This window comes from Prevotella marseillensis (assembly GCF_900625065.1).
GTDB lineage: Bacteria > Bacteroidota > Bacteroidia > Bacteroidales > Bacteroidaceae > Prevotella > Prevotella rara.
On the sequence record NZ_UYXY01000001.1, the window covers coordinates 1,046,246 to 1,070,278 of the forward strand.

At 36.2% G+C, this 24,033-nt stretch carries 17 protein-coding genes, 2 tRNA genes and 1 pseudogene; 16 read left to right on the plus strand and 4 right to left on the minus strand.

Annotated elements, in window-relative coordinates:
- Nucleotides 1–18 precede the first annotated feature (18 nt).
- The 3 genes from EJL04_RS04380 (at nt 19) to EJL04_RS04390 (ending at nt 1,177) form a co-directional block, all read left to right on the plus strand.
- On the plus strand, nt 19–837 hold the full coding sequence (locus tag EJL04_RS04380) for a DUF5715 family protein (RefSeq protein WP_053398353.1): 819 nt from the start codon (nt 19–21) through the stop codon (nt 835–837).
- Nucleotides 838–1,006: 169 nt separating this feature from the next.
- A tRNA-Ser gene (locus tag EJL04_RS04385) sits at nt 1,007–1,094 on the plus strand.
- Between the two features lie 11 nt (nt 1,095–1,105).
- Nucleotides 1,106–1,177: transfer RNA gene (locus EJL04_RS04390), tRNA-Glu, on the plus strand.
- A 317-nt stretch (nt 1,178–1,494) separates the two neighbouring features.
- On the opposite strand, the pseudogene EJL04_RS04395 reads toward EJL04_RS04390, so the two are convergent.
- Both EJL04_RS04395 and kdsB read right to left on the minus strand, forming a co-directional pair.
- Nucleotides 1,495–1,647: pseudogene (locus EJL04_RS04395) on the minus strand (transposase); the annotation flags it as partial.
- A gap of 232 nt (nt 1,648–1,879) precedes the next feature.
- On the minus strand, nt 1,880–2,638 hold the full coding sequence (gene kdsB, locus EJL04_RS04400) for a 3-deoxy-manno-octulosonate cytidylyltransferase (RefSeq protein ID WP_125104173.1): 759 nt from the start codon (nt 2,636–2,638) through the stop codon (nt 1,880–1,882).
- 137 nt (nt 2,639–2,775) lie between these two features.
- On the opposite strand from kdsB, the gene EJL04_RS04405 reads away from it, so the two are divergent.
- Genes EJL04_RS04405 through EJL04_RS04420 form a run of 4 tightly spaced genes read left to right on the plus strand, consistent with a single transcriptional unit; the run spans nt 2,776 to nt 7,632 of the window.
- Nucleotides 2,776–3,885 carry an MORN repeat-containing protein gene (locus EJL04_RS04405; RefSeq protein WP_125104174.1) on the plus strand — a complete coding sequence of 370 codons (1,110 nt, stop codon included), beginning with the start codon at nt 2,776–2,778 and terminating at the stop codon, nt 3,883–3,885.
- Between the two features lie 18 nt (nt 3,886–3,903).
- On the plus strand, nt 3,904–4,347 hold the full coding sequence (locus EJL04_RS04410; protein WP_125104175.1) for a NanQ anomerase/TabA/YiaL family protein: 444 nt from the start codon (nt 3,904–3,906) through the stop codon (nt 4,345–4,347).
- A 56-nt stretch (nt 4,348–4,403) separates the two neighbouring features.
- On the plus strand, nt 4,404–6,479 hold the full coding sequence (locus tag EJL04_RS04415; RefSeq protein ID WP_021854317.1) for an alpha amylase C-terminal domain-containing protein: 2,076 nt from the start codon (nt 4,404–4,406) through the stop codon (nt 6,477–6,479).
- 1 nt (nt 6,480) lies between these two features.
- The gene (locus EJL04_RS04420; RefSeq protein WP_125104176.1) at nt 6,481–7,632 is read left to right on the plus strand and encodes a DUF6057 family protein; all 1,152 of its coding nucleotides are present in this window, start codon (nt 6,481–6,483) and stop codon (nt 7,630–7,632) included.
- Nucleotides 7,633–7,726: 94 nt separating this feature from the next.
- On the opposite strand, the gene EJL04_RS04425 is transcribed toward EJL04_RS04420, so the two are convergent.
- Together EJL04_RS04425 and mnmL are read right to left on the minus strand one after the other, a co-directional pair.
- On the minus strand, nt 7,727–9,076 hold the full coding sequence (locus EJL04_RS04425; RefSeq protein WP_125105295.1) for a TIGR00341 family protein: 1,350 nt from the start codon (nt 9,074–9,076) through the stop codon (nt 7,727–7,729).
- Nucleotides 9,077–9,770: 694 nt separating this feature from the next.
- Nucleotides 9,771–10,727 (minus strand): tRNA modification radical SAM protein MnmL/YtqA, encoded by a 957-nt coding sequence (gene mnmL, locus EJL04_RS04430; protein WP_125105296.1) that lies wholly within the window; start codon nt 10,725–10,727, stop codon nt 9,771–9,773.
- Between the two features lie 114 nt (nt 10,728–10,841).
- Here mnmL and EJL04_RS04435 point away from each other — a divergent pair, with 114 nt between their 5' ends.
- From EJL04_RS04435 to EJL04_RS04475, 9 genes are all read left to right on the plus strand, one after another.
- A complete protein-coding gene (locus tag EJL04_RS04435) occupies nt 10,842–13,046 on the plus strand; it encodes a S9 family peptidase (RefSeq protein ID WP_053398360.1) in 2,205 nt (734 codons plus the stop codon).
- A gap of 44 nt (nt 13,047–13,090) precedes the next feature.
- A complete protein-coding gene (locus tag EJL04_RS04440) occupies nt 13,091–14,314 on the plus strand; it encodes a DUF4861 domain-containing protein (protein WP_125104177.1) in 1,224 nt (407 codons plus the stop codon).
- Nucleotides 14,315–14,359: 45 nt separating this feature from the next.
- Nucleotides 14,360–15,973: a thiamine pyrophosphate-dependent enzyme gene (locus EJL04_RS04445; protein ID WP_125104178.1), complete on the plus strand. Its 1,614-nt coding sequence runs from the start codon at nt 14,360–14,362 to the stop codon at nt 15,971–15,973.
- Nucleotides 15,970–16,545 carry an indolepyruvate oxidoreductase subunit beta gene (locus tag EJL04_RS04450; RefSeq protein WP_021854324.1) on the plus strand — a complete coding sequence of 192 codons (576 nt, stop codon included), beginning with the start codon at nt 15,970–15,972 and terminating at the stop codon, nt 16,543–16,545. Before EJL04_RS04445 ends, EJL04_RS04450 begins: the two co-directional genes overlap by 4 nt.
- Before the next feature lie 20 nt (nt 16,546–16,565).
- Complete coding sequence (locus EJL04_RS04455; protein WP_125104179.1) at nt 16,566–17,879, plus strand: aminotransferase class I/II-fold pyridoxal phosphate-dependent enzyme; 1,314 nt, start codon at nt 16,566–16,568, stop codon at nt 17,877–17,879.
- Nucleotides 17,880–18,623: 744 nt separating this feature from the next.
- Nucleotides 18,624–19,829 carry an AAA family ATPase gene (locus EJL04_RS04460; protein WP_241209936.1) on the plus strand — a complete coding sequence of 402 codons (1,206 nt, stop codon included), beginning with the start codon at nt 18,624–18,626 and terminating at the stop codon, nt 19,827–19,829.
- 8 nt (nt 19,830–19,837) lie between these two features.
- Nucleotides 19,838–20,662: an RloB family protein gene (locus EJL04_RS04465; RefSeq protein ID WP_125104181.1), complete on the plus strand. Its 825-nt coding sequence runs from the start codon at nt 19,838–19,840 to the stop codon at nt 20,660–20,662.
- 49 nt (nt 20,663–20,711) lie between these two features.
- Nucleotides 20,712–22,370, plus strand: a complete 1,659-nt coding sequence (locus EJL04_RS04470) for a hypothetical protein (protein WP_241209937.1) — start codon at nt 20,712–20,714, stop codon at nt 22,368–22,370.
- Nucleotides 22,348–24,018 (plus strand): hypothetical protein, encoded by a 1,671-nt coding sequence (locus EJL04_RS04475; RefSeq protein WP_125104183.1) that lies wholly within the window; start codon nt 22,348–22,350, stop codon nt 24,016–24,018. The genes EJL04_RS04470 and EJL04_RS04475 overlap by 23 nt, the downstream gene beginning before the upstream one ends.
- The last annotated feature ends 15 nt before the right edge of the window (nt 24,019–24,033 follow it).

The window sequence follows — 24,033 nt, forward strand, 5'->3', positions numbered from 1 at the left end:
TGAATAAATAAAGAACGTATGAAAATAACAAAAAATAGGTATTTGATGAGTTTTGTGGCCATAGTTTTGATTTTGGCTATGATACGTCTGATTTTTCCTGATGTCGCAAAAGATAAAAATGTAAATAGGCCTGTTGTCGTGAATGATGCTTTAAATGATTCTGGCATTAATACTTTGGGTAAAAAAGATAGTGTAGGTGATGGGGAGCACGTGGTTTCTTCAATATTTAAGTTGACGTCTTTCTATAATGCAGAAGGAACACAGGTACGTAATCGTATAAATAGTGTGCCTGGTTTTAGTCGTACATTCCCTGACAATAATGACGTGCAGCTAGTTTCTGCCAATAAGTATGGAGTAAAACCTGTTGAAAATAGAGAAGATGCAGAAAATAGAAAAAAAGAACTTGTTTTTGTTGGTGCAAATCCTTATTATTTTATAGATCCTTTGCGCAGTAGTATTCCGTATTTGGTTCCACGTGCAGCTGTCCTACTCAATGATATTGGTAGGGCGTATTATGATAGCCTAAGAATAAAAAATATACCATTGCATCAAATAATTGTAACGAGTGTTCTCCGGTCAAAAGAAGATGTGATGAAACTTCGGAATTACAATGGAAATGCAACGGAAAATTCATGTCATTTGTATGGTACAACTTTTGATGTATGTTATAATCGCTATAAAACTATTAATAAACTAGATGGAAGCAAAGGCCGAATGGTAAGAAATGATACGCTTAAGTGGGTGTTAAGTGAGGTCTTGCGTGATATGCGTGAGAATAATCGGTGTTATGTTAAGTATGAGGTTAAACAGGGGTGCTTCCATATTACAGTTAGATAATGCTTAAAATTTGACTCCATAAAGGAGCGTTTATAATATATAATAAGGTGTAAAAAAGTTTTTTTGAATTAAATGAAAAAAAACTCCAGAAAAATTTGCAGGGATAAAAATAAATGCATACCTTTGCATCGCATTTGAGCGAGAATGCTTCGGTACAATAAACCGGAAAGGAAGTTTGGGTGAGTGGCTGAAACCAGCAGTTTGCTAAACTGCCGTGCGAGTTTATCGTACCGGGGGTTCGAATCCCCCAGCTTCCGCTGTGATTTAAGGTGGATTCATCTAATGGTTAGGATACAAGATTCTCAATCTTGGCATAGGGGTTCGATTCCCCTATCCACTACGAAAGTTTAAATGCATTTGAAAGGAAGAAACATTATGATTGTTTTCTTCCTTTTATTTTGTTTGTAACAATCCCTTTGGAAATTTATAAAATTGTGTTTAATCGTTAGTTTAAGTTGGTCGTAGAAATCTTGTTGGATATCTGTGTGCCTGTGCAATCCTAAAGAGAAAGACTTTTGTCCGTTGTTTCATGAAGATTTGCTTTGAAAAAACTTGATAGTGTTTCACTGAGTGTGTCTGAGGCAGGTTTGCTTTAGAAGTGATGATGCAAAGTTAATAGACAATTTTGGGGGCAGTAGAAATTTGATGGGGATATCCTTAGGGCTTTGTGATTCTAAAGAGGAAAAACTTTTTATCTGTCACTCCATGAAGATTAGCTCTGAAAAGTTTGATTTTTGCATTGAATAATTCAGCAGCTGCATTCGTGGAACGATTGCTATAAAATTTCAATATTTCATCATTATACTCATAAGAGAAAGGTTGCCTTTTCCTGATATGTTTTGGTTTGAATATATTGATTAAAATAATGTGTGTATTTGTTGTCTGCAAGAGTACTCGCTATTGGTCGGTTAAATGCAAATGTAAGTTTGTTGTTTGGAGAAAAATGAAAGGACGCATAAAAAAGATGCGCCCTTTCATTTTTTCCTTCTATTTGATTTCAGGTGAAATTGCTTTGTTATATGTGATAGTCTTTGTTCTTTCTTTATTGCCTGTCGTGTTGGATGATAAATTCTTCTGCGCGCTTTAAGTCTTCTGGAGTATCAATTCCTATGGTTTCAACGTGGGTAATGCCTACTTTTATGCGGTATCCATTTTGAAGCCATCTGAGTTGTTCCAAGCTTTCAGCAAGCTCTAGGCTTGATTGTGGTAATTTTGTTATTTCTGACAAGACATTAGCCCTGTATGCATAAAGTCCAATATGCTTTAAATATGTGAATTTGTTTATCCAATTTGATTTTTCTTCTCCGCGTATATAGGGTATTATATTCCTGCTAAAATACATGGCAAAGCCATTGTTGTCGCAAATGAGTTTCGGGGAATTAGGATTCTCTAAATCATTTATAGAGTCTTTTTCAGTAAATGGCCTGCCTAAAGTCGCAATCATAGTTTCTGAGTCATCGAAACATCTGCATATTGTTTCTATTTGGGTCTTGTGAATAAATGGCTCATCACCTTGGATGTTGATTATGACGTCAAATTTTTTTTCTATAATATTTACTGCTTCTTCTATTCTGTCAGTCCCACTTTTGTGATTAGGGGATGTCATAATAGCATTTCCTCCAAAGCTTTCCACCGCATCCTTAATCCTTTCGTCGTCAGTGGCGACGTATACGTCGTCAAGCACTTTTGAAACTTTTTCGTAAACATGTTGAATTACGGGTTTTCCGCCTAAAATGGCTAACGGTTTTCCGGGAAAGCGTGTTGACGAATATCTTGCTGGTATGATTCCTACAAAGTTCATAGTATTTCTGTTTTAATATTTTTGCAAAGATACTAATATTTATCAATAAATATATTCGTAAAACCGATTTTAAAAAAATAATTTTGCAGTATGGTTATTTTTTATTACTTTTGGTGATAAATTTAAAAAGAAAAATCGTGAAGAACTATATATTGCTTTTATTTTGTGCTGCTTTGCCTCTAATATGTAGTGCGCAAAAGATAACATTAGGCTCATGTGAGACTAAAGATGGTGGAACATACCAGGGTGAAATGGCTTCAGGGAAACCTCACGGGAAAGGTAAAACTGTTTATAAAAACGGGGATACTTATGAAGGTGAATATGTGAAAGGAAAGCGTCAAGGATATGGAGTTTATACTTTTTCTGATGGGGAGAAGTATGAAGGAGAATGGTTCCAAGATCAGCAACACGGTAGAGGGACATATCATTTTATGAATAATAACAAATATGTTGGATTATGGTTTCGTGATTATCAACAGGGCCATGGCGTAATGTGGTATTACAACGGTGACAAATATGACGGCGATTGGTATCAGGATAAACGTACTGGAAAAGGAACATACACTTATAGCGGTGGTGCCTATTATACAGGTGAATGGAAAGATGACAAGAAAACAGGTAAAGGATTCTTTGATTGGGGCGACGGGACAACATATGATGGTATGTGGCTAGATAATTTGCGCTCAGGAAAAGGAACCAATCATTATGCTGATGGAGATATATATATCGGTGATTGGCTAGATGATGTTCAAAATGGGAAAGGTATATATAAGTTCCAAAATGGCGATATGTATGAGGGTGATTATGTTAGAGGAAAACGTACGGGTGAAGGTATTTTTACTTTTGCTAATGGCGATAAATATACCGGACATTTTACAGAAGGAGATAAGGATGGCCATGGAGTCTTACGTTGGAAAAACGGTGATGTATATAATGGATATTGGAAGGCTGACAAACAAAACGGTCTAGGTAAGTTAACGAAAAAAAATGGAGATGTCTTTGAAGGTAATTTTAAAGACGGCGTTTTTGACGGTGAAATTATTATTCATTTCTCAGACGGAAGTAAATTCAAGGGTATTTATCGTCGCGGTAAAAGAAATGGTCGAGCTTTAGAGGTCGATAAGGACGGACGGCGTTTTGAAGGTTCTTATAAAGATGATAAGCGTGATGGTAAATATGTTGAGAAAGACAAAAATGGTAACATCGTTTCTCAAGGTATGTATATTTTAGGAAATAAGGTTCAATAATTAATTAAAATAATATTTATGGTTATAGATACATTGGAAAATTTAGAGAAATATGTTTCTTTAAATCCATTATTTAATGATGTAGTTGATTTTTTGAAATCAAATGATTTAAATAAATTAAGTGAAGGAAAACATCTGATTAAAGGCACAGATTTATTCGTAAATATACAAGTGGCAAAAGGTAAATCATGTGAAAGTGCTTTGCTGGAAACTCATAAGAAAATGATTGATATCCAGATACCTTTAAGTACGTCAGAGACGTATGGATATACTCCATTAAAGGATTTGCCTGAAGCAGAATATAATGAAGAAAAAGATATAACAAAATACGAAGGAGCTGCTGCTACGTACGTTACCTGTAAGCCCGGCGAGTTTGCTATGTTTTTCCCTCAAGACGGTCATGCTCCTTGTATTTCTGAACAGGCAGAAATAAAGAAGGCCATATTTAAAGTCTTAGCATAATTTTGCTGAGAGTATCAAACAATAATGTTATTATAAAAAGTTTTTAAGGAGGTATCATGGTTACCAGAAAAGCCAAATCATTAAATAATAAGGCTAAAACGGATAGTAAAGCGGCAAATGAGCCGAAACATATTGGCTTAGTTGTTAATGATGGTTATCTCGCGCCTTATGAAGATGCCATAAGAGGGCGGCATGATCATGCCTTGTGGAAATTAGGCCAGCTGACTCGTAATGGTAAAATATCATTAGAGGATTTTGCCAGTGGGTACGATTATTATGGCTTGCATAAATTATCAAGAGGCTGGGTCTTTAGAGAGTGGGCGCCTAATGCGACAGAAATTTATCTTGTCGGCGATTTCAATAATTGGCAAGAGACAGAAAAGTATAAAGCCAAGCGTATAGAAGGAACCGGAAACTGGGAATTGAAAATCTCAGAGAAAGGTATGAAGCATGGCGATTTATACAAAATGCATGTTTATTGGAATGGCGGGTCTGGAGAACGTATCCCGGCATGGTCTCAGCGAGTTGTGCAGGATGAAGAAACAAAAATATTCTCAGCCCAAGTCTGGAATCCTGAAAAGCCTTATGTGTGGAGGAAAAAGAAGTTTAAACCAAATAAGAGTCCGCTTCTGATATATGAGTGCCATATAGGAATGTCGCAAGATGCGGAAAAGGTTGGTACTTATACTGAATTTAAGGAGAATGTGTTGCCGAGGATAATTGAGGATGGTTATAATTGTATACAAATTATGGCAATACAAGAGCATCCTTATTATGGTTCTTTCGGTTATCATGTAAGTAGCTTCTTTGCTGCTTCAAGCAGATTTGGTACTCCTGAAGAACTAAAGTCCCTTATTGATGAAGCTCATCGCAACGGCATAGCAGTGATTATGGATATTGTTCATAGTCATGCTGTTAAGAATGAAGTTGAGGGATTGGGTAATTTAGCAGGTGATCCTAACCAATATTTTTATCCAGGTGACAGGCATGAGCATCCCGCATGGGATAGCTTGTGTTTTGACTATGGTAAGGATGAGGTTATGCATTTCTTGTTGAGCAATTGTAAATATTGGCTTAAGGAATTCCATTTTGACGGCTTCCGTTTTGACGGCGTTACTTCTATGCTTTACTATAGTCATGGTTTAGGAGAGGCTTTCTGTAATTATGGTGATTATTTCAACGGGCATGAAGATGATAATGCAATATGTTATCTTACTATTGCTAATAAACTAATTCATGAAATTAATCCTAATGCAATAACAATTGCAGAGGAAGTAAGCGGTATGCCGGGGCTTGCAGCTAAGTTTGAGGATGGCGGATACGGCTTTGACTATAGGATGGCAATGAATATTCCTGACTATTGGATAAAGACGATAAAGGAGCAAAGTGACGAAAACTGGAAGCCTAGCAGTATTTTCTGGGAAGTAAAGAACAGGCGTCCGGATGAAAAGACTATAAGTTATTGTGAAAGTCACGACCAGGCTTTGGTTGGTGACAAAACAATTGTTTTCCGTCTTATTGATGCGGATATGTATTGGCATTTCAAAAAAGGCGATGAAAATGAGGTCGTTCATCGTGGAATAGCTTTGCATAAAATGATACGTTTAGTAACTGCTGCTGCCATTAATGGCGGATACCTTAACTTTATGGGAAATGAGTTTGGGCATCCTGAATGGATAGACTTTCCTAGAGAGGGTAATGGTTGGAGCTACAAATACGCAAGAAGACAATGGAATTTGGTGGACAATAAAGATTTGTGCTATCATTATCTGGGTGATTTTGACCGTGAAATGCTTAGCGTTATCAAGAGTGTGCGTAATTTCCAACGGACGAACGTACAGGAGATTTGGCATAATGATGGTGACCAGATATTGGCTTTTATGCGTGGTGATTTGATATTTGTGTTTAATTTTAATCCCACACGATCCTTTACCGATTACGGATTCTTGGTTCCTACAGGATCTTATGATGTTGTATTGAATACTGACGCTAAAAAGTTTGGTGGAAATGGACTTGCTGATGACAGTATGACTCATATGACAAACTTTGATCCTCTCTATGTAAAAGATCATAAGGAATGGTTAAAACTTTATATCCCTGCTCGTTCAGCCGTGGTCTTAAAGAAAAATTAATATGACACAAGAAGTCAAGACAAACAATAGCACATTAGTTAATTCTGTATGTGCTATTGTTTTCATATTATTTACTTTTGTATATTTATATTTCTTCCAGTCTGATATTATTGCTATGGAGCAACATGTCTTGTCTGGAGGCATTACTCATTACAACAAAACCATAGGTGCGGTATTGCTGACAGTGGTACTGTTTCTTGTCAAACTTGGCGTGAGTAAGTTAACGAGGTTTGATGGATGGATTAATATTCTGAATTATTTGCCATCATTAATGTTTCTCGCTGTTCTGACATCCGGGAATCAGGATTTCGATGTTAGTTTATTTCCAACCAATGTTATAGTAATCGTATGCATTGTTATAATATTGTATGCAATTTTTGCTGTTTTGTCTAGACAGAAGTCAATATTCTATATTGATACGTCTTATACAGGAAGTTTGACCGGAGGTTTGTGGAAGAGTCTTTTGGCTTTGTCTGCTATGTTGTTGATGGTATGTGCTTTGGGAAATACAAATGAGATTTTTCATTATCGTTTAAGGATAGAGCATTTATTAGAGTCAAATGATTATGATGATGCTTTGAGCGTAGGCGAGAAGTCTGATGATACGGATCCAGATTTAACTATGTTGAGAATTTACGCTTTGTCGCGTACAAAGCAATTGGGTGAACGTTTGTTTGAGTATCCTATACCTAAAGGCGGTTCTGATATATTATTGCCTGATGGGGTGAATGTCAAATGTATGATGTTTCCTGAAACAGAGATATTCAAGCAGCTTGGTATACGAAAGATGGGAAAGATGAAGCCTCTTGAGTATCTGTTGTATCTGGAAAATCATGGTCTGGCAATGAAGTCTGTAACAGACTATATATTATGTGGTTATTTGTTAGATAAAAATTTAGATGGATTTGTGAACATAATTAAAAACAAATATAATCTAAGCTCACCTGCTTTGCCAAAGCATTATAGAGAAGCGCTCACATTGTATACACATTTAAGGTCGAATCCTGTTTTGGTCTTTCATAGCGAGATAATGGATGCTGACTATGCGGATTTTCAAAAACTTGAAGAAAAGTACAATAACAAGTCAGAGCGTTTTTCTTATGTTAAAGACACTTATGGAGAAACATATTGGTTTTATTACTTTTACCAATAAATTTCACTTGGAGTAGATGACCATCGTAAATGAAAACAGAAGGATACAGCATAAAATGTATCCTTCTGTTTTTTGTTTATATAATTATTTAGTTTTAATTTTTCGTTATAATAACTTTTATGCTGTCTGCTTGAAGTCTTGCCTTTAGCCAATCTGTGATTTTGCTCCTTTCGAGTTCTTTCATATTGGCTTTTGCTTTAACGCCAATAACGGCCAATGTGTAATGTTTAACCTTTAATGAATCTGTGTTTACATAACTGGCATTAGACAGGCTTATGTCGTCAACGTTGTCGAATAATGACTTAATTTCCTTTGCTACTGCAGGTGCCATAATGTCATATTTTGTATATTGGTCAAGGCTTTTCTGAAGTTCAGATATTTTTGCTGTTTCTTCACGAACCATATCTGAGTAGTTATCGTTAGATGTTCGCATATTTGTCAGTCTGTTGTTGAGCATCATTAATGATGTTGACTCAGAACCTTGTATTACCTCAAGTTTATACTGCCGGATATTATAATTCTGCATTTCTTTCTCAGCTTTTGCAATAGCACTGTCTGACAGTTCTTTTCCTACGGCGACAACACGTAATGTGAGACTGTCGTTGTTGGCTTCATATGAAATAATCCTTGTGCCAGTACTGTCTAATTGTTCTTTTACAAATTTGCTGAGATTGCTTTTAAATACACTTGTTTTTACAATACTGTATGTCATGAAGCCTGCCGGTATCATTGTGGCAACCACAATGATAATAATGTATTTCTTTACTGTAGTTTGTCTTTCGTGGTCGACAAATTGTTTCTCCTTGAATTTAAGCATTCTTACGCCAATATATGTGGCGAGGGCAATGAATACCGTATTAATAAAAAACAGATAGAAAGCGCCAAGAAAATAGAAAATGTTACCTGTGGCTATTCCAAAGCCGGCTGTGCAGAGCGGGGGCATCAAGGCTGTAGCAATTGCGACTCCTGGCAGCACATTTCCTTTCCCCTTTGTGGCCAGGGCTACAATGCCGGCTGCACCACCGCATAATGCTATAAGTACATCGTATAGTGTGGGGGAAGTGCGGGCCAAGAGTTCCGACTGGGCTTCGTCAAGTGGTGTCAGTAAGAAATAAAGTGTTGCTGTACATACACTTATTATCGTTGCCACGAGATAGTTCTTAAGTGACCGCTTTAGTAATTCAAAATCGTTTATACCAACTGCTAATCCCATTCCGATTATAGGTCCCATAAGTGGTGATATCAGCATGGCGCCGATTATTACTGCGGTAGAATTCACGTTGAGGCCCAATGATGCTATGAATATTGCAAAAACCAGAACCCACAGATTGGCCCCGTGGAATGATACTCCATTACTTATGGCCTTGATTGTATTTTCTTCATCCTCTTTGTCGGGCATGGCATTAAAATACTTTTTTAAAAAAGCCATGATGCTTACAGACATCTTTTTTACGAATGATGTTTGTGAATCAGTCAGTTTTTCTTTTGTCATATTTTACGAGATTTAAGTTTTAACTATTATAGTGTTTTGGTTGTATAGGTAAACAAAGTTAAGTATTTTTATCCAATTATAGATGCTTTTTGTGAATAAATGTATAACTGTGTCTAATATTTTTTATTATGTAATATCGTTTACGGTTTGCATGCCAAAGGCTGAAATGGAGAGATTGTTGTATTTTGGCATTATATTATAAATAATTTGCTGTCAGTGTGCAGTAAAATAATATTACAATATTAAATTGAAAAATAGATATTTTCTTGATGTCACACAGCATAAATCATGCTGAATGTTATAGCTTTTGCGGTGAAAGTAGTTGTTCTGTTTTATAAAACCAATGCTTTTAATCAATAAAAGCATTGGTTTTGGAGACAGATTCTTATGGTTTTGTCTCCAAAAACATGCGTATTTTAGCTGGATTTTATGTGTAAGACATTATCTTGAATTGCATTATTGATATAATAATTCAGCTTAAAGTGTTGATTATGAGCTGATTACGTCTTTAGCGCGTTTTTGATGTTATTTTCTCATAATTTTTGATCTTTTATGGAAATACTTTACGCATAAAGCCTTAAATTTCTGAATTTTGTAAAGAAAGATGAAAGTGTGCAATTAATTTGTTCGCATTTTAGCGATAAGGTTATTGCTGATTATATTTGTTGTTTTCACCCCAAAGTTGTCCTTGATATATATTGTTCTTCTTTAGATAGTTGACAAACTTATTTGTAAATTCGTAATTTTTTAATCCCCAGTCTGGCGCTATCAGCAAATCTTTAGGAGATTGTGATGTGAATCTGTCTATTATTATATTACTTCGAAGATATTGTATATATTTTGCAAGCAATTCTATGTATTCGTCTACGTTATAGGTGTGGATTTCTCCTTGGTAGTAATCGTTTTCAAGTTTTGTTCCCCGTATTATCTGCAACTGATGTATTTTGATTATGTTTAAGCTTGTTTGGGATATAAGTGATGCTTGTTTTATATTTTCATTTGTATCCTCTCCAGGAAGTCCTAATATTATATGCCCTCCGGTTATTATGCCTCTTGAAGTCGTTTCCTCTATTGCATTTCTTGAACATTCAAAAGTGTGTCCTCTGTTTATGCGTTTAAGTGTATCGTTGTTGGCTGATTCAATGCCGTATTCAACAATAACAAACGTTTGCCGTGAAAGGCTTTGAAGGTAATCAAGTATTTCGCTGCTAATACAGTCTGGTCGAGTGCCAATAACAATGCCTACGATATCCTCTGTATTTAGCGCTTCTTCATACAACCTTTTAAGCTGCTCTATATTCCCATACGTGTTTGTGTATGCCTGAAAGTATGCTAAATAGCGCATTTCGGGATATTTGTTGCGAAAAAACATCTTTCCTTTTTCAAGCTGCTCCTTAATAGTTTTGTTCTTGTCGCAATAAGCAGGATTGAATGTGCTGTTGTTGCAAAAGGCACATCCGCCGTAGCTGATTCTGCCGTCCCGGTTGGGGCATGAGAAACCTGCATCAACAGAAATCTTTTGTATTTTGAACGGGAAAATAGATCTTATCCAGCTGCCAAAATCATTATAAGGTAATGTCGTTTTTTTATTTAAATCTTGCATTGTATAATTACGCTTAAATTTTTGCCATACGGCATTAATATCTTTTAAATCAATTGAGATGCAAATGTAGTGAAAATTATGTATCTTTGTGCTCAAAATAATTTATAAAATACAATGAAAAGACTTTTTATTATGTGTGCGGCTTTATTGTTTGCTGCTAGTAATATGATTTCTGGAAATCTGCTTTCTTTAAAAGATGTTGCAGGCAAAACTTTTGCTGCTGAATATCTTAGTGCTGTCAGCCCCATGTCCGACGGAGACTGCTATGCTATGATAAGCAAGGACGGGAAGAGAATAATAAAATATTCTTATAAGACTGGAAAGCAAGTAAGTGTGTTGTTTGACGTAAACAATACTGTCGGTGAAAAAATTGACAAGCTTGAAAATTATATAATGAGCCCTGACGGGAAGAAGATGTTGGTTCAGACTAACTCCAAGAAGATTTATCGCAGGTCTTATACTGCTGATTATTATATTTATAATATTGCAGACCGTAAGTTGGAAAAACTTTCGGATAACGGCCAGCAGCAGTCGCCTGTATGGTCGCCGGATGGAATGAAAGTAGCTTTTGTACGTGACAATAATATTTATCTTGTTAAGCTGCTTTATGGCAATTCGGAGAGTCAGGTTACTAAAGACGGCAAACGTAATGAGGTTATTAATGGAGTGCCGGATTGGGTTTATGAAGAAGAGTTCGGATTTAATTCTGCACTTACATTTAATGCTGACGGAAGTATGCTTTGCTGGATTCGTTTTGATGAAAAGGATGTGCCTACATATTCTTTACAAATGTTTAAAGGGCTTGAGCCGGAAATGACAGAGTATTCAGAGTATCCAGGGCTATATTCGTATAAATATCCAAAAGCAGGCCAGAAAAATTCAACTGTTTCTGTTCTGAGCTATGATATTCAGTCGCGTCAGACACGCACCATGCAGCTGCAGATGGACAAAGACGGATATATACCCCGTATAAAGGCAACTTCAGATCCGCAAAAGATAATTGTTTACACGATGAACAGACATCAGGATCAGCTCTGTCTGTATGGGGCTAATCCGAGAAGTACAGTATGCAAGTTGCTGATAAAGGAATCTGTGCCAAAGTATGTGAAAGAAGAAGCAATGGCTAATATATTGATTTCTTCTAATCATATATTAATGCCAAGTGACCGAAATGGTTATATGCAATTATATCTTTACAATATGAACGGGCAGTTGCTGCGTAAGGTGACTGATGGTCAGTATGATGTAACAGATGTTTATGGATACGACGAGCAGACCGGTGCTACATACTATCAGGCTGCAGGCAAAAATCCTATGAATCGTGAGGTTTATGTTACTTATAAAAATGGCAAGACTGAATGTCTGACTTCACGCGATGGTTGGAATATAGCTGTGTTTAGTGCTGATTATAAATATTTTGTAAATCAGTGGAGCGACAGAAATACACCATATGAATATGGTATCTTTAATAATTCAGGCAAAGAAACCGTATCATTGATTACTAATAGCGAGTTGAAGAAAACTCTTGCTGAATATGATTTGCCTTCAAAAGAATTTTTTAGCTTCAAGACATCTGAAGGTGTTCAGCTGAATGGTGTTATGATTAAACCTGCTAATTTTGATGCAAGTAAGAAATATCCTGTAATTATGTGGCAGTATAGTGGCCCCGGCAGTCAACAGGTTGTCAACTCATGGAATATAGGTTCAATGGGGCAGGGCGCTTTGCTTGACCAATATTTGGTGCAGCAAGGATTTATTCTTGTCTGTGTTGACGGCAGAGGTACAGGAGCGCGTGGTGCTGATTTCGAAAAATGTACTTATCTGAAAATCGGTGATCTTGAATCTAAAGACCAGGTTGAAACTGCCATATATTTAGGCTCATTGCCTTATGTCGATAAAAATAATATCGGTATATGGGGATGGAGCTTTGGTGGATTCAATACATTAATGAGCATGAGTGAAGGACGTAAAGTCTTCAAGGCAGGAGTTGCTGTTGCGCCTCCTACAGACTGGAGATTTTATGATACGGTTTATACTGAGAGATATATGCGTACTCCAAAAGAGAATCCTTCTGGATATGATGTAAATCCGATTAAGCGTGCTGCAAACCTGCATGGCGAACTGCTTATTTGTCAAGGCTTGGCTGATGACAATGTTCATCCACAGAATGTGTTTGAATATACAGAGGCACTCGTGCAGGCAGACAAAGACTTTAAGATGAATGTTTACACAAACCGTAATCATAGTATATACGGAGGTAATACGCGTAATCATATCTACAGGCAGATAGCTCAGTTCTTCATCAAAAATCTCAAATGAGAATAAATGTATGAATATAATAAACTAAAATAAAACTATATCGTATGAACTTTTTGAAAAACTTTAGGGTATTATCTTTATTTATGTTTGCAATGCCGTTGTCTGCGATGGCAGATAATGTTACTGTGACAGTTACAAATCCATATGACGTTCAGCGTCAAGAGCTTATAGAGGTTGAGCTCAAAGATGTTTATTCGAAATTAGGAATAAAGAATGGAGAAAGTTTTATTGTAAAGAATGCATTGGGACAGCAGGTGGCGTACCAGATCTCATATGACGGAAAGTTGTTGATTGATGCCAGTGTGCGACCTGCAGGGTCAGCAGATTTTACTATTACTCCAGGAACTCCTAAAGAAATGAAGACCATTGTTTGTGGTAAGCAATATCCCGAGCGTGTAGATGACATTGCATGGGAAAATGACCGTACTGCTTATCGTGCTTATGGTCCTGCCTTACAGCGTACAGGCGAAAAGGCTTTTGGAATAGATGTCTGGGTTAAAAATACGCCGGATTTGGAGGTTGATAAGAGGTATGTAACAGAACTTTCAAACCATGCTAAGATTGAAGAGTTAAAGAAAGCTGGAAAGACAGAAGAAGCTCATGAAATGGAAGAGGCAACAACATATCACTTTGACCATGGATACGGACTTGACTGCTATAAGGTTGGTCCGACGTTGGGTTGTGGCGCTCCTGCGCTTTTGTCTGGAGGGGAGATGGTCTTACCTTATTGTTATAAGACATATAAAATATTGGATAATGGACCTTTGCGCTTTACAGTCCAGCTTGATTACAACCCATTTTCTATAGGAAGTGACAAGAATGTTGTTGAACATCGTATTATAAGCCTTGATAAAGGTAGCAACTATAATAAAATGACCGTATGGTACGAAGGACTTACTAAGCCTTGTGATATGGTGGCTGGAGTTGTACTTCATAGTGAAGACACAAAGAGTGTTGCTTGTGGAGATAATTATGTGCTTTATGCAGATCCTACAGATAATCCGGCAAAACAAAATTTCCAGATTTATGTTGGAGTGTTGTTCCCTAATGGTGTTAAGGCAACAAAAAAAATGATGTATGATAATCCTGTTAATGGAAATGCCGGACATGGAGTAGGGCTTATTACATATCAGCCGAATGAGAAATATACATATTATTTCGGCTCTGCATGGAGTAAGAATGATGTTCGCACATTTAATGAATGGAACTTACGTTCTAAAGAGTACCTGAAAGCACTTCATTCACCATTAAAGGTGACAGTTAAATAAAATTATCATTTTAATAACCAATCTTGTTAAATTAAATCTGATATTATGAAAAAACTCTTATTAGGAGATGAGGCTATTGCGCAAGGCGCGATAGACGCAGGTCTTAGTGGGGTGTATGCCTATCCTGGTACACCTTCTACAGAAATAACAGAGTATATTCAGAATTCTAAAACGGCAAAGGAGCGCAACATCCATCGCAGATGGTCGTCAAACGAGAAGACTGCTATGGAGGAAGCACTCGGTATGTCGTTTATGGGAAAGCGTGCTCTTGTTTGTATGAAGCATGTGGGTCTTAATGTTTGTGCCGACCCATTTGTCAATTCTGCTATGACTGGAGTTAATGGAGGGGTTGTCGTATTGGTTGCAGATGATCCTTCAATGCACTCTTCTCAAAATGAACAAGATAGCAGGTTCTATGCTAAGTTTGCCATGATTCCATGTTTTGAACCGAGCAGCCAGCAAGAGGCATATGACATGGTAAGGTATGCCTTTGATTATAGTGAGAAAATACATCTTCCTATTCTTATGCGAGTTACAACCAGAATGGCTCATAGTCGTGCGGTTGTTGAGATCTGTGATAATTCAAGAGAGCAGAATAATATCAATTATGATTCCAAGGCTGCTGATTGGATCTTATTGCCAGCTATGGCACGCAGGAAGAATGATATAGTTACTTCGATGCAGACAGAACTGGAAAATGACGCTAAGAATAGTAAGTATAATCAATATATTGATGGCAGTGATAAGTCTTTAGGAATAATTGCAAGCGGAATTGCTATAAATTATTTGAATGAATGTTATCCTCAGGGATGTCCTAATCCTGTAATAAAAATAAGTCAATATCCATTGCCAAAGGATTTGATAAGACAGATGACTTCTGCGTGCGATTCTGTATTGGTTATTGAAGAGGGGCAGCCTTTCATTGAAGACATGCTTCGCGGCATAATGCCTGGCGATGCAACAATAAAGGGTCGTCTTACCGGTGAACTTCCGCGTACAGGCGAATTAAATCCTGATCTTGTAAAGAAGGCTTTAGGTCTTCCTGTTGATGAATGTTATGCTCCAAGTGAAAATGTAACACCTCGTCCACCTGCATTGTGTCAGGGATGTGGCCATAGAGATGTCTATTCTGCTCTTAATGAAGTTTTGAAAGATTATGAAAATGCAAGAGTCTTCGGTGATATCGGATGTTATACGTTAGGAGCTCTACCGCCATTTAGAGCTTTGCATTCAACAGTAGACATGGGTGCAAGTATAACCATGGCTAAAGGTGCAGCAGATGCCGGCTTATGGCCAGCAGTTGCCGTTATAGGCGATTCAACATTTACTCACTCTGGCATGACAGGCTTGCTTGATGCGATTAACGAAAATGCAGATATAACGGTCATTATTAGTGACAATCTTACAACAGCCATGACTGGTGGGCAAGATTCTGCCGGAACGAATAAGCTGGAAGCTATATGTAAAGGCTTAGGACTGAATAATGAACATTTAAGAACAGTTGTTCCTCTTCCAAAGAATATGCCTGAAATAACAAACATGCTGAGAGAGGAAATTAATTATCATGGCTTGAGTGTAATTATACCATGTCGTGAATGTATGCAGACATTGCAGAGACATTTAAGAGAAAAAAAGTTAAACGCAAATCAATCAAAATGAAAACAGATATAATACTTTGCGGTGTAGGAGGACAGGGTATTCTTTCAATCGCAACAATTATTGGTGAAGCTGCAATAAAGGACGGACTTTATATTAAGCAGGCAGAGGTTCACGGAATGTCACAACGCGGTGGCGACGTGCAGAGCAACTTGCGTATATCTTCTGAACCAATTAATAGTGATTTGATTGCAGAAGGTCAGGCTGACGTTATTATATCAATGGAACCAATGGAGGCATTACGATATCTTCCATATCTTAATAAGAAAACGGGATGGATTATAACGTCAAGTGTTCCTTTTGTCAATATTCCTAATTATCCTGATATGGATAAAATAAAGGAGGAATATTCAAAACTGAATAATGTTGTTTTCATTGATATCGAGCAGTTGGCAAAGGATAATAATGTGCCGCGTTCTGCTAATATGATATTATTAGGAGCTGCTCAAAAGTCTTTGGGTATAGGATACGAAGAGATAAAGGCTGCTTTGGGCAGAGTGTTTGCACGTAAAGGCGAAGAGGTCGTTAATGCGAATATTAAAGCTCTTAATATCGGAATAAGTGAAAGTAAATAGAATTTCAAATTATCTGAAATATGAAAAATACACCAATAGACAAGGTTCTTGTTGATAATACAATAAGAAGTTTGGGCATACAGGACTTCGAGAAGGCTACGATACGTGAGGTTAAGTCTGTTGCTGCTTCTGTTGAAAAGGAGTCTGGTGTGGAATTCATTAAGCTTGAAATGGGTATACCTGGCTTGCCTGCATCTGAAGTAGGTGTTAAGGCACAAATCGAAGCTTTAAAAAATGGTATTGCACACACATATCCCGATATTCAGGGATACCCTGAATTGAAAAAACAGGCATCACGTTTTGTCAAAGCTTTTATTGGCATAGATATTATGCCGGAATGCTGTGTTCCTGTATGTGGTAGTATGCAAGGTACGTTTGCAGCTTTCCTGACATGTTCACAATGTGACCCTAAGAAAGACACCGTATTATTTATTGACCCGGGATTTCCTGTTCAGAAGATGCAATTGCAGGTCATGGGTGTCAAATATGAAACTTTTGATGTCTATGATTTTAGAGGTGACAAACTTGCTCAAAAATTAGAGGGATATTTATCTAAGGGTAATATTTGTGCAATAGTATATAGCAACCCGAATAATCCATCTTGGATTTGTTTTAATGATGACGAATTGCGTATTATTGGTCAGCTTGCAACTAAATATGATACAATAATAATGGAAGACCTGGCTTACTTTGCCATGGATTTCCGTAAGCAGTTAAGTGTACCGTTTGAGCCTCCTTATCAGGCAACGGTTGCAAGATATACGGATAACTATATGCTTTTTATAAGTGGAAGTAAAGCGTTTAGTTATGCAGGTGAACGAATTGGAGTGACATGTATCAGTAACAAGTTGTTCCATCGTCATTATGATAATCTTGGAGCAAGATATGAAGGACTCTCCTTTGGTTATGTCTTTTCTACAAGAATGCTTTATGCATTATCTTCAGGAACAAGTCATAGCGCACAATATGCGATGGCAGGGATGTTTAAAGCAGCATGTGATGGCGAATATGATTTCAGAAAGGATATAAGTATTTATGGTGAAAGAGCTCATAAACTGAAAAAAATATTTACAGATCACGGCTTTTACATTGTATATGATAAAGATCTAAGTGAACCTATAGCTGATGGCTTTTATTTCACTGTTGGTTACCCAGGTATGACTGGTGGGCAATTGGCACATGAACTTATGTATTATGGCGTTAGTGCTATATGTTTAGTAACAACAGGTAGTTGTCAAAATGGTTTGCGTGTTTGCACTTCATTTATTGAAGACAGACAGTTGGAAGATTTAGAGCGTAGAATGGCTATCTTTGAAGAGAATAATGCCGTATAATTTCGCGTAAATTTTGATGCATCAGCCTTTCAAGTTTTGTATTAATACATATTTGAAAGGCTGATATTATTCAATATTGCGACAAGAATATATGTGTAAAAGCGTGAATTAAGTGAATGTTACTTACCGATGCAATATGTGTTACGAATTTGTAACTCATTGATAATCAGATATTGTTTTAGTAATTATTCATGCTGGGGGACAAACGAGGGACAAAAAAATGGAGACAATCTGCAAAGAAAACACTAATACAATTTCATTTTTGAAAAACGTGATTAAGAAGCCTGTTACATCTACTTTGTCCCTCATATCCCTCATGTTTTGAAGCGATGTATTTGCTTTTTATACCTCTTTTCTTTCGCCGCCTCTTATAGATATAAGTTTAGTCTTGTTTATTGTATATCTATCAAAGTTCTAAACCAAACTATCTGCTTGCCAAAAGAAACAGAGACTTTTCTTTTGGTAGGCCCGATAATCGAATTTTAGATAGCAAATTACGATTATTGATTAATACGTGAAAAAATAACGTGAAATATTCACGCGATAAAAATATATTTTTACCTTTGCAAGTGATTAAAGGTTTATCCCTTTTTACAGAATTGCTAATTAGAAGTTTAACGTACTATAGTTGATAAAAATATGATACTCCGGGTTATACTGAAGAATTTTCTTTCATTTAATGATGAGGTTCAGTTTGATATGTTTCCAAACATGAAAAGGACTACTTTGTCGAACCATATTACTATGCTTGACGGGAAACTGCCAGTGTTGAAAATGGCAGCTGTTTATGGCGCAAATGGAGCAGGAAAATCAAATCTCCTGAAAGGGATAAATTTCCTGAAGGCCATAGCTACCAATAAGAATTTCTTGAATGGTGATAGTGTTGGAAGATATATGTTTGCGTTGAAGGAAGATGCTGGCGATGAGCCTATAGAACTGGCTATTGAATTTGCGACGAAATCCGGAATTCCATTTATATATTCTGTGGAAATTGCTAAGACGGGGATTACTTTCGAGACTCTGCAAGTGTCCGGCTTAGGAGCTGAGGAGAATAAAAATATTTTCACTCGTAAAGATGGTGCTGTTGAATATTCAATTGCTCCTTCTGCTGAGGTCAACAAAATGGTGTTGGGATGGATTGAGAAAAATCCGTTTGCAAGTTTGCTGACCATTAACAATGATATGCCTGTGCTGGCTGATGCCAATATTGATATTGCTCAAAAGTGGTTTGATGATGAACTGACAATAATTGGCTTACATTCCTTTAACCCGGCCTTGATAGGGATCTTCAGAAACGATGAAAACATTAATAAATTTGCCTCTGAACTTTTTAAAGCTATTGACCTGGGTATTGATGGCGTGAAGGTAGAGACGGAGAATTTCGAAGATTGGATAAGTACGCATGATGTTAGCAACCTGCCGGTGGATAAACTCAGGAAAATGCATTCAGGTGTGCTGTCAGAGGTTGTTGATTTCAGAAATACCAGAGATATCAGTGTTGAAGATGGAGTACAGAAGATAAGTCAGATGATGTTCCGTCAGTTTGGAGAGAACGGATTCTCAAAGGAGATGGATATTCAGGCGCAGTCTGATGGCACAGTGCGCCTATTATCACTTATGCCGGCATTCTATGCAGCCATGCAGTCAGGCAAAACTGTTGCAATCGATGAACTTGACCATAGCATACATCCTCACCTGGTACGCAAACTTGTCCGTTACTTCTCTTCACATGAAACAAATGGCCAGCTTATTTTTACTACTCATCAGACCTGCCTGCTTAATCAAGATTTCCTGCGCACCGATGAGGTCTGGATGGTTGAGAAAAAGAATGGAAGCAGTCGCATGTATTCACTGAATGACTTCAAAATCCATAACACAATCAATATTGAGAATGGATACATGGAAGGACGTTATGGTGCCATTCCGTTTATTGGCGAACTGAATATGTAAGATGCGTTATGGATTTATCAAAGCTGACATATTCAAAAAAAGACTCAAGGTTAACTCCACAATCATCAACATATGAGCCTGTAACTAAAAATAAAGAAGACGGACAGGTATATGAGATATCAGGAGTGTCTTCAGCCTATCAAAAGCCTGAAGGAATCCTTTCCACTAGTCTTCTTTTCGTACTCTCTGGAGGAGAGAAAAAGGAAAAGGATTTTCTTCGGGAATTGATCAGACAGCGTGAACTTCACTCCTTAAGAGTTGTATTTATGTCTGAAAAAGGACAAGGATTGCAGCCATATCAGATGCAGGATAAGTGGGCGCAAATCCAATTGACAGAAGAAATAAAAATAGAATCCCAACTTTTTCATTTGGAGGCTATGGACAAAGTATTTCTCCTTTCAGATGTAGATGAATTCTATGAACAATTGGAGAAAATATTCAAAAAGGATTCAACCGGAACACAAGGACAATGGATTGTGAGCAATCCTTGCTTTGAAATCTGGTTATATTATTGTTATTTGGATAGTCCAGAAAAAGACCTTGAATGCTTGAAAACAGAACCAGTCACGACACGAAGCAAAAAAATGAAGGCCTTGGGTAACACTTTAGTCAGTGGAGGGTTGAATCCTTGTTCGGCATTTGAGAACATGTTGAATGGAATAGAACATAGCATTGCTCACTATACTGAGGATAACAACGGAATTCCCATCCTATATGCAACACAAATGCATGAAATGGCACAATACCTTGTTGACGTAATGAATAGAAACGCTAACGAGTATTTTGAATATGTGAAGAGGAAAGAAGAGTGGAGAGTATACATGAAACGGTAATTATAAATAACGGATTGTCATGTTTAATGGACGAAATATAAGCTTAAGGATGCCTGAAGAACTTGTTGAAATTGTAAATTACTTAAATGAGAAAACATCTACCGGTGAATTTGAGTTTAGTAATTCGGTATCCTATTGGGAGGACAAAGAACATATCATTGAATCATTTAGTTATGATAAACACAGATGGTATTTTGCTGTTGCTCTCGCATATATAACATATCTAAATGATGGTAATATTATTTTCGATAAGACTAATAACATTAGGAGATGGGCTTGGGCATTTAGTCTTGTTTCAGGAATATCAAATTGGTCCCCTGAATTCATGAAGCTAGTTATTCAATCATTTGAGAACAAGGAAGATAATATTGAAAATTTAATAAATACGGCTGTTCAAAAATACGCTAGTTCGTATTATGATAATGCCGTTGTCTTAATGTCATTGTTGCCACAATACAAACTGAGTTGCTTTGCTGGTCTGATGGAGAATGATTTTAATAGATATTGTGTGGATTATCCTCCTGAATGTAACATGGAAGAGTTTGCAATTGCTTTTGTGAAAACGAATCAACTCACAGATGACGACATTAACACTGTTTTTGATATAACTATATCTCACACGTCTTTTATATCAAGCACAGCTATGTCTTTCTTTCTTTATACGATTGATAGATTAGCTGGGCAAAGAAGGGAAACTTGTGAGCAAAAGATCTTAGAATTGTTGCAAGGCGATGTATCACTGTACGTTAATCCTTTATGCAACTGGTTGTTTTTTCAACAAAAGGTTGGCTTATTTACAGAGAAATGTATCAAATTATTAATAAAAGGACTTAAAAGTGAGAATAAAGAAGCCGTACTGAAATGTCTTGATAATTCAATATGTATTCATTTAAAAGATCCTAATTTTTTAACAGATATTTTTATAACTATTGCCGAAAATCTAACTCCAATGGATATTCTAACAATGAAAGGATGTCTGTCTTCTTTCCAAAAGAATAGTGATGATTTTTTAAAATTTGCTTTGTCGTTTATTATCCACCCAAAAGGGATATATCGTGTTGTGGGGCGTAGGCTATGGGATGATTATCATTTGGAGTTTTCAGAATTTAATCCTCAAAAAGACTTAGATGAAATACCTCAATGTCTATTTATTATAAGTATGCTTCAAGATTATGGTAATCCGGAGACGAGGCTTCCGAAGTTATTGCCATTGATAGAGAGCGATTCAACGCGCGTTCGTAATGTCATAATGAATAGATTGGTACCATATTTAGATGATTATATGGGGCATGTAATTAAAGTTTTTGATAAATTGAATATTAATAATGAGCATGTTATAAAAATCAGGAAGTATTATGACCAAAGAGTCGATGCTATAGAGAAAAGAAGAGCGATTAAAGAATTGTCCCCTAAATATAGTTACGTGATTGAGTATCAAGAAGCCATGAATACTCAAAAACAACATTGGCAACAACTGATGAAGGAAGCAGAAAAAAATAATGAGAGTTTTTTAAACAACCTAATGAGAAAGGTATCATTGGCAAGAGGAGGTGGATGGAGGGATAATAATGGAATTGTGCAGCATTTAGGGTGTATACAAATTTCTATACCTTCAAGGCAACTTACTCAATCTATGACACCTATGGAACAAAATAAATGGATAAATGAATTATTGAAAGATTGGAATGAAACGACAGGAAATAATTAAACAATATGTGGAATCCTTAAAAGAGGATAATGAATTGGACTATATATTTCCTATACTTTTAGAACGTATGGGATATAGAGTTTTATCAACACCACGACAGTCAAAAGGACAGTCACAATATGGAAGAGATGTGATAGCAATAAAAAAAAACAAAGGTGTATCTACTCTTTTCTTATTTGAACTGAAAGGATTTGGAGCCAAAGATATAACAGATAGAACACTTAATGAAAAGGATGGTTTGATTGAATCATTAAGAGCATCAAAGTATACCCCTTATGAGGATGTATCTGTTCCTAATCTGTGCAATTTTCCTAGATATTATGTGTTTGTTCATAATGGCTTGATCGATGCAAATGCCTTGCCAACATTTAATGGATTTATTAAGACTGAATTTCCTGATGGAAATTTTGAAGAATGGGATATAGGTGTGTTAACTACTTATTTTTCAGATTATTTATTTGACGAAACATTACTAGCAGATGACGAAAGTTATCGCTTGTTTAAAAAGATACTTGTTCTATTAGATGGAGAAGGTAATACCTTCAAGGATATTTCGTCTCTCATAGACATACAGTTAAGTAAAATAGAGACCGCAAAGAAAGAAAATAAGAGGATACTTCTTAATATGTTTGCTACATTACGATTGATAGCACATATGATTCATTTTTACTCTATAGAATGTGGAAATCTACTGCCTGCAAAGTATTGCATTGATACTGTAGTTCTGAAAACTTGGGCTTGGATTCTCAGAACACAAAAAGAAAATAAAACTTCTATAATCAAACACTTCTATAGTCTTATCAGTTTACAGATTCAAATATATGAGGAGTATATAAATAAAATATTAAGTGTAGTGCTATTTCCCAAAGGGTTATTTTGTTTTGAACCGACAGACTCAGAATATATGTTTTATCCGTTAAGATGCTATGATTTCTTAGGCGATTTAGTTTATTTCTATTTATTAACAGAGTCTTTTTACAATATTTCAAAGCAGGAACAAAGGAACAGAATGGAGATTCTAAAGAATATAATTGAAAATAACAATGCTTGCACTATGCCTTTGTTAGATACACACTCTATAACTATCCAAATCGTATTTTTGTATATGTATAAATATGTGGAAAATCAAGAAGATAGGAATAGTTTGGGGAAGTATTTAATATATACAGTTATAAATCTGATAAAACGTTATGAAAAGCAAGAAATGTGGCCGGAAATGTATGGAAATCTAATGGCCTTAGCTAAAAGCCTTTATGTGAGGGATGACGATTATCACTGTGAATCGTCTTTACTTTTGATGGTAATATTTGAATTATTATCATACCTAAATTTACCGAATTTCTACTCTGTTCTTAAGCAGAAAGTTGAAGAATCTGGGGTAAACTTACAGGTCGCATATCCGATAATCGATGAATTTGATATTGAACAATTGCTTTTTGAAAAAAGACTTAATAATGAACTGGCTGTGCAGACCAATATTAAGCTACCTGAAACAATAAAAGATTTTCAGAATAATTATGTAAAGAAATATAATTCTATTGAGTATAGAAGCGATAAAGCTGGTTATTATTTTTTGCGTGTGTTAGCTCATAAATATTATGAAACTGATTTATTTCCAGATTTTCTTGGTCGTACATATTGTAAATAATAATTTGCTAATTTT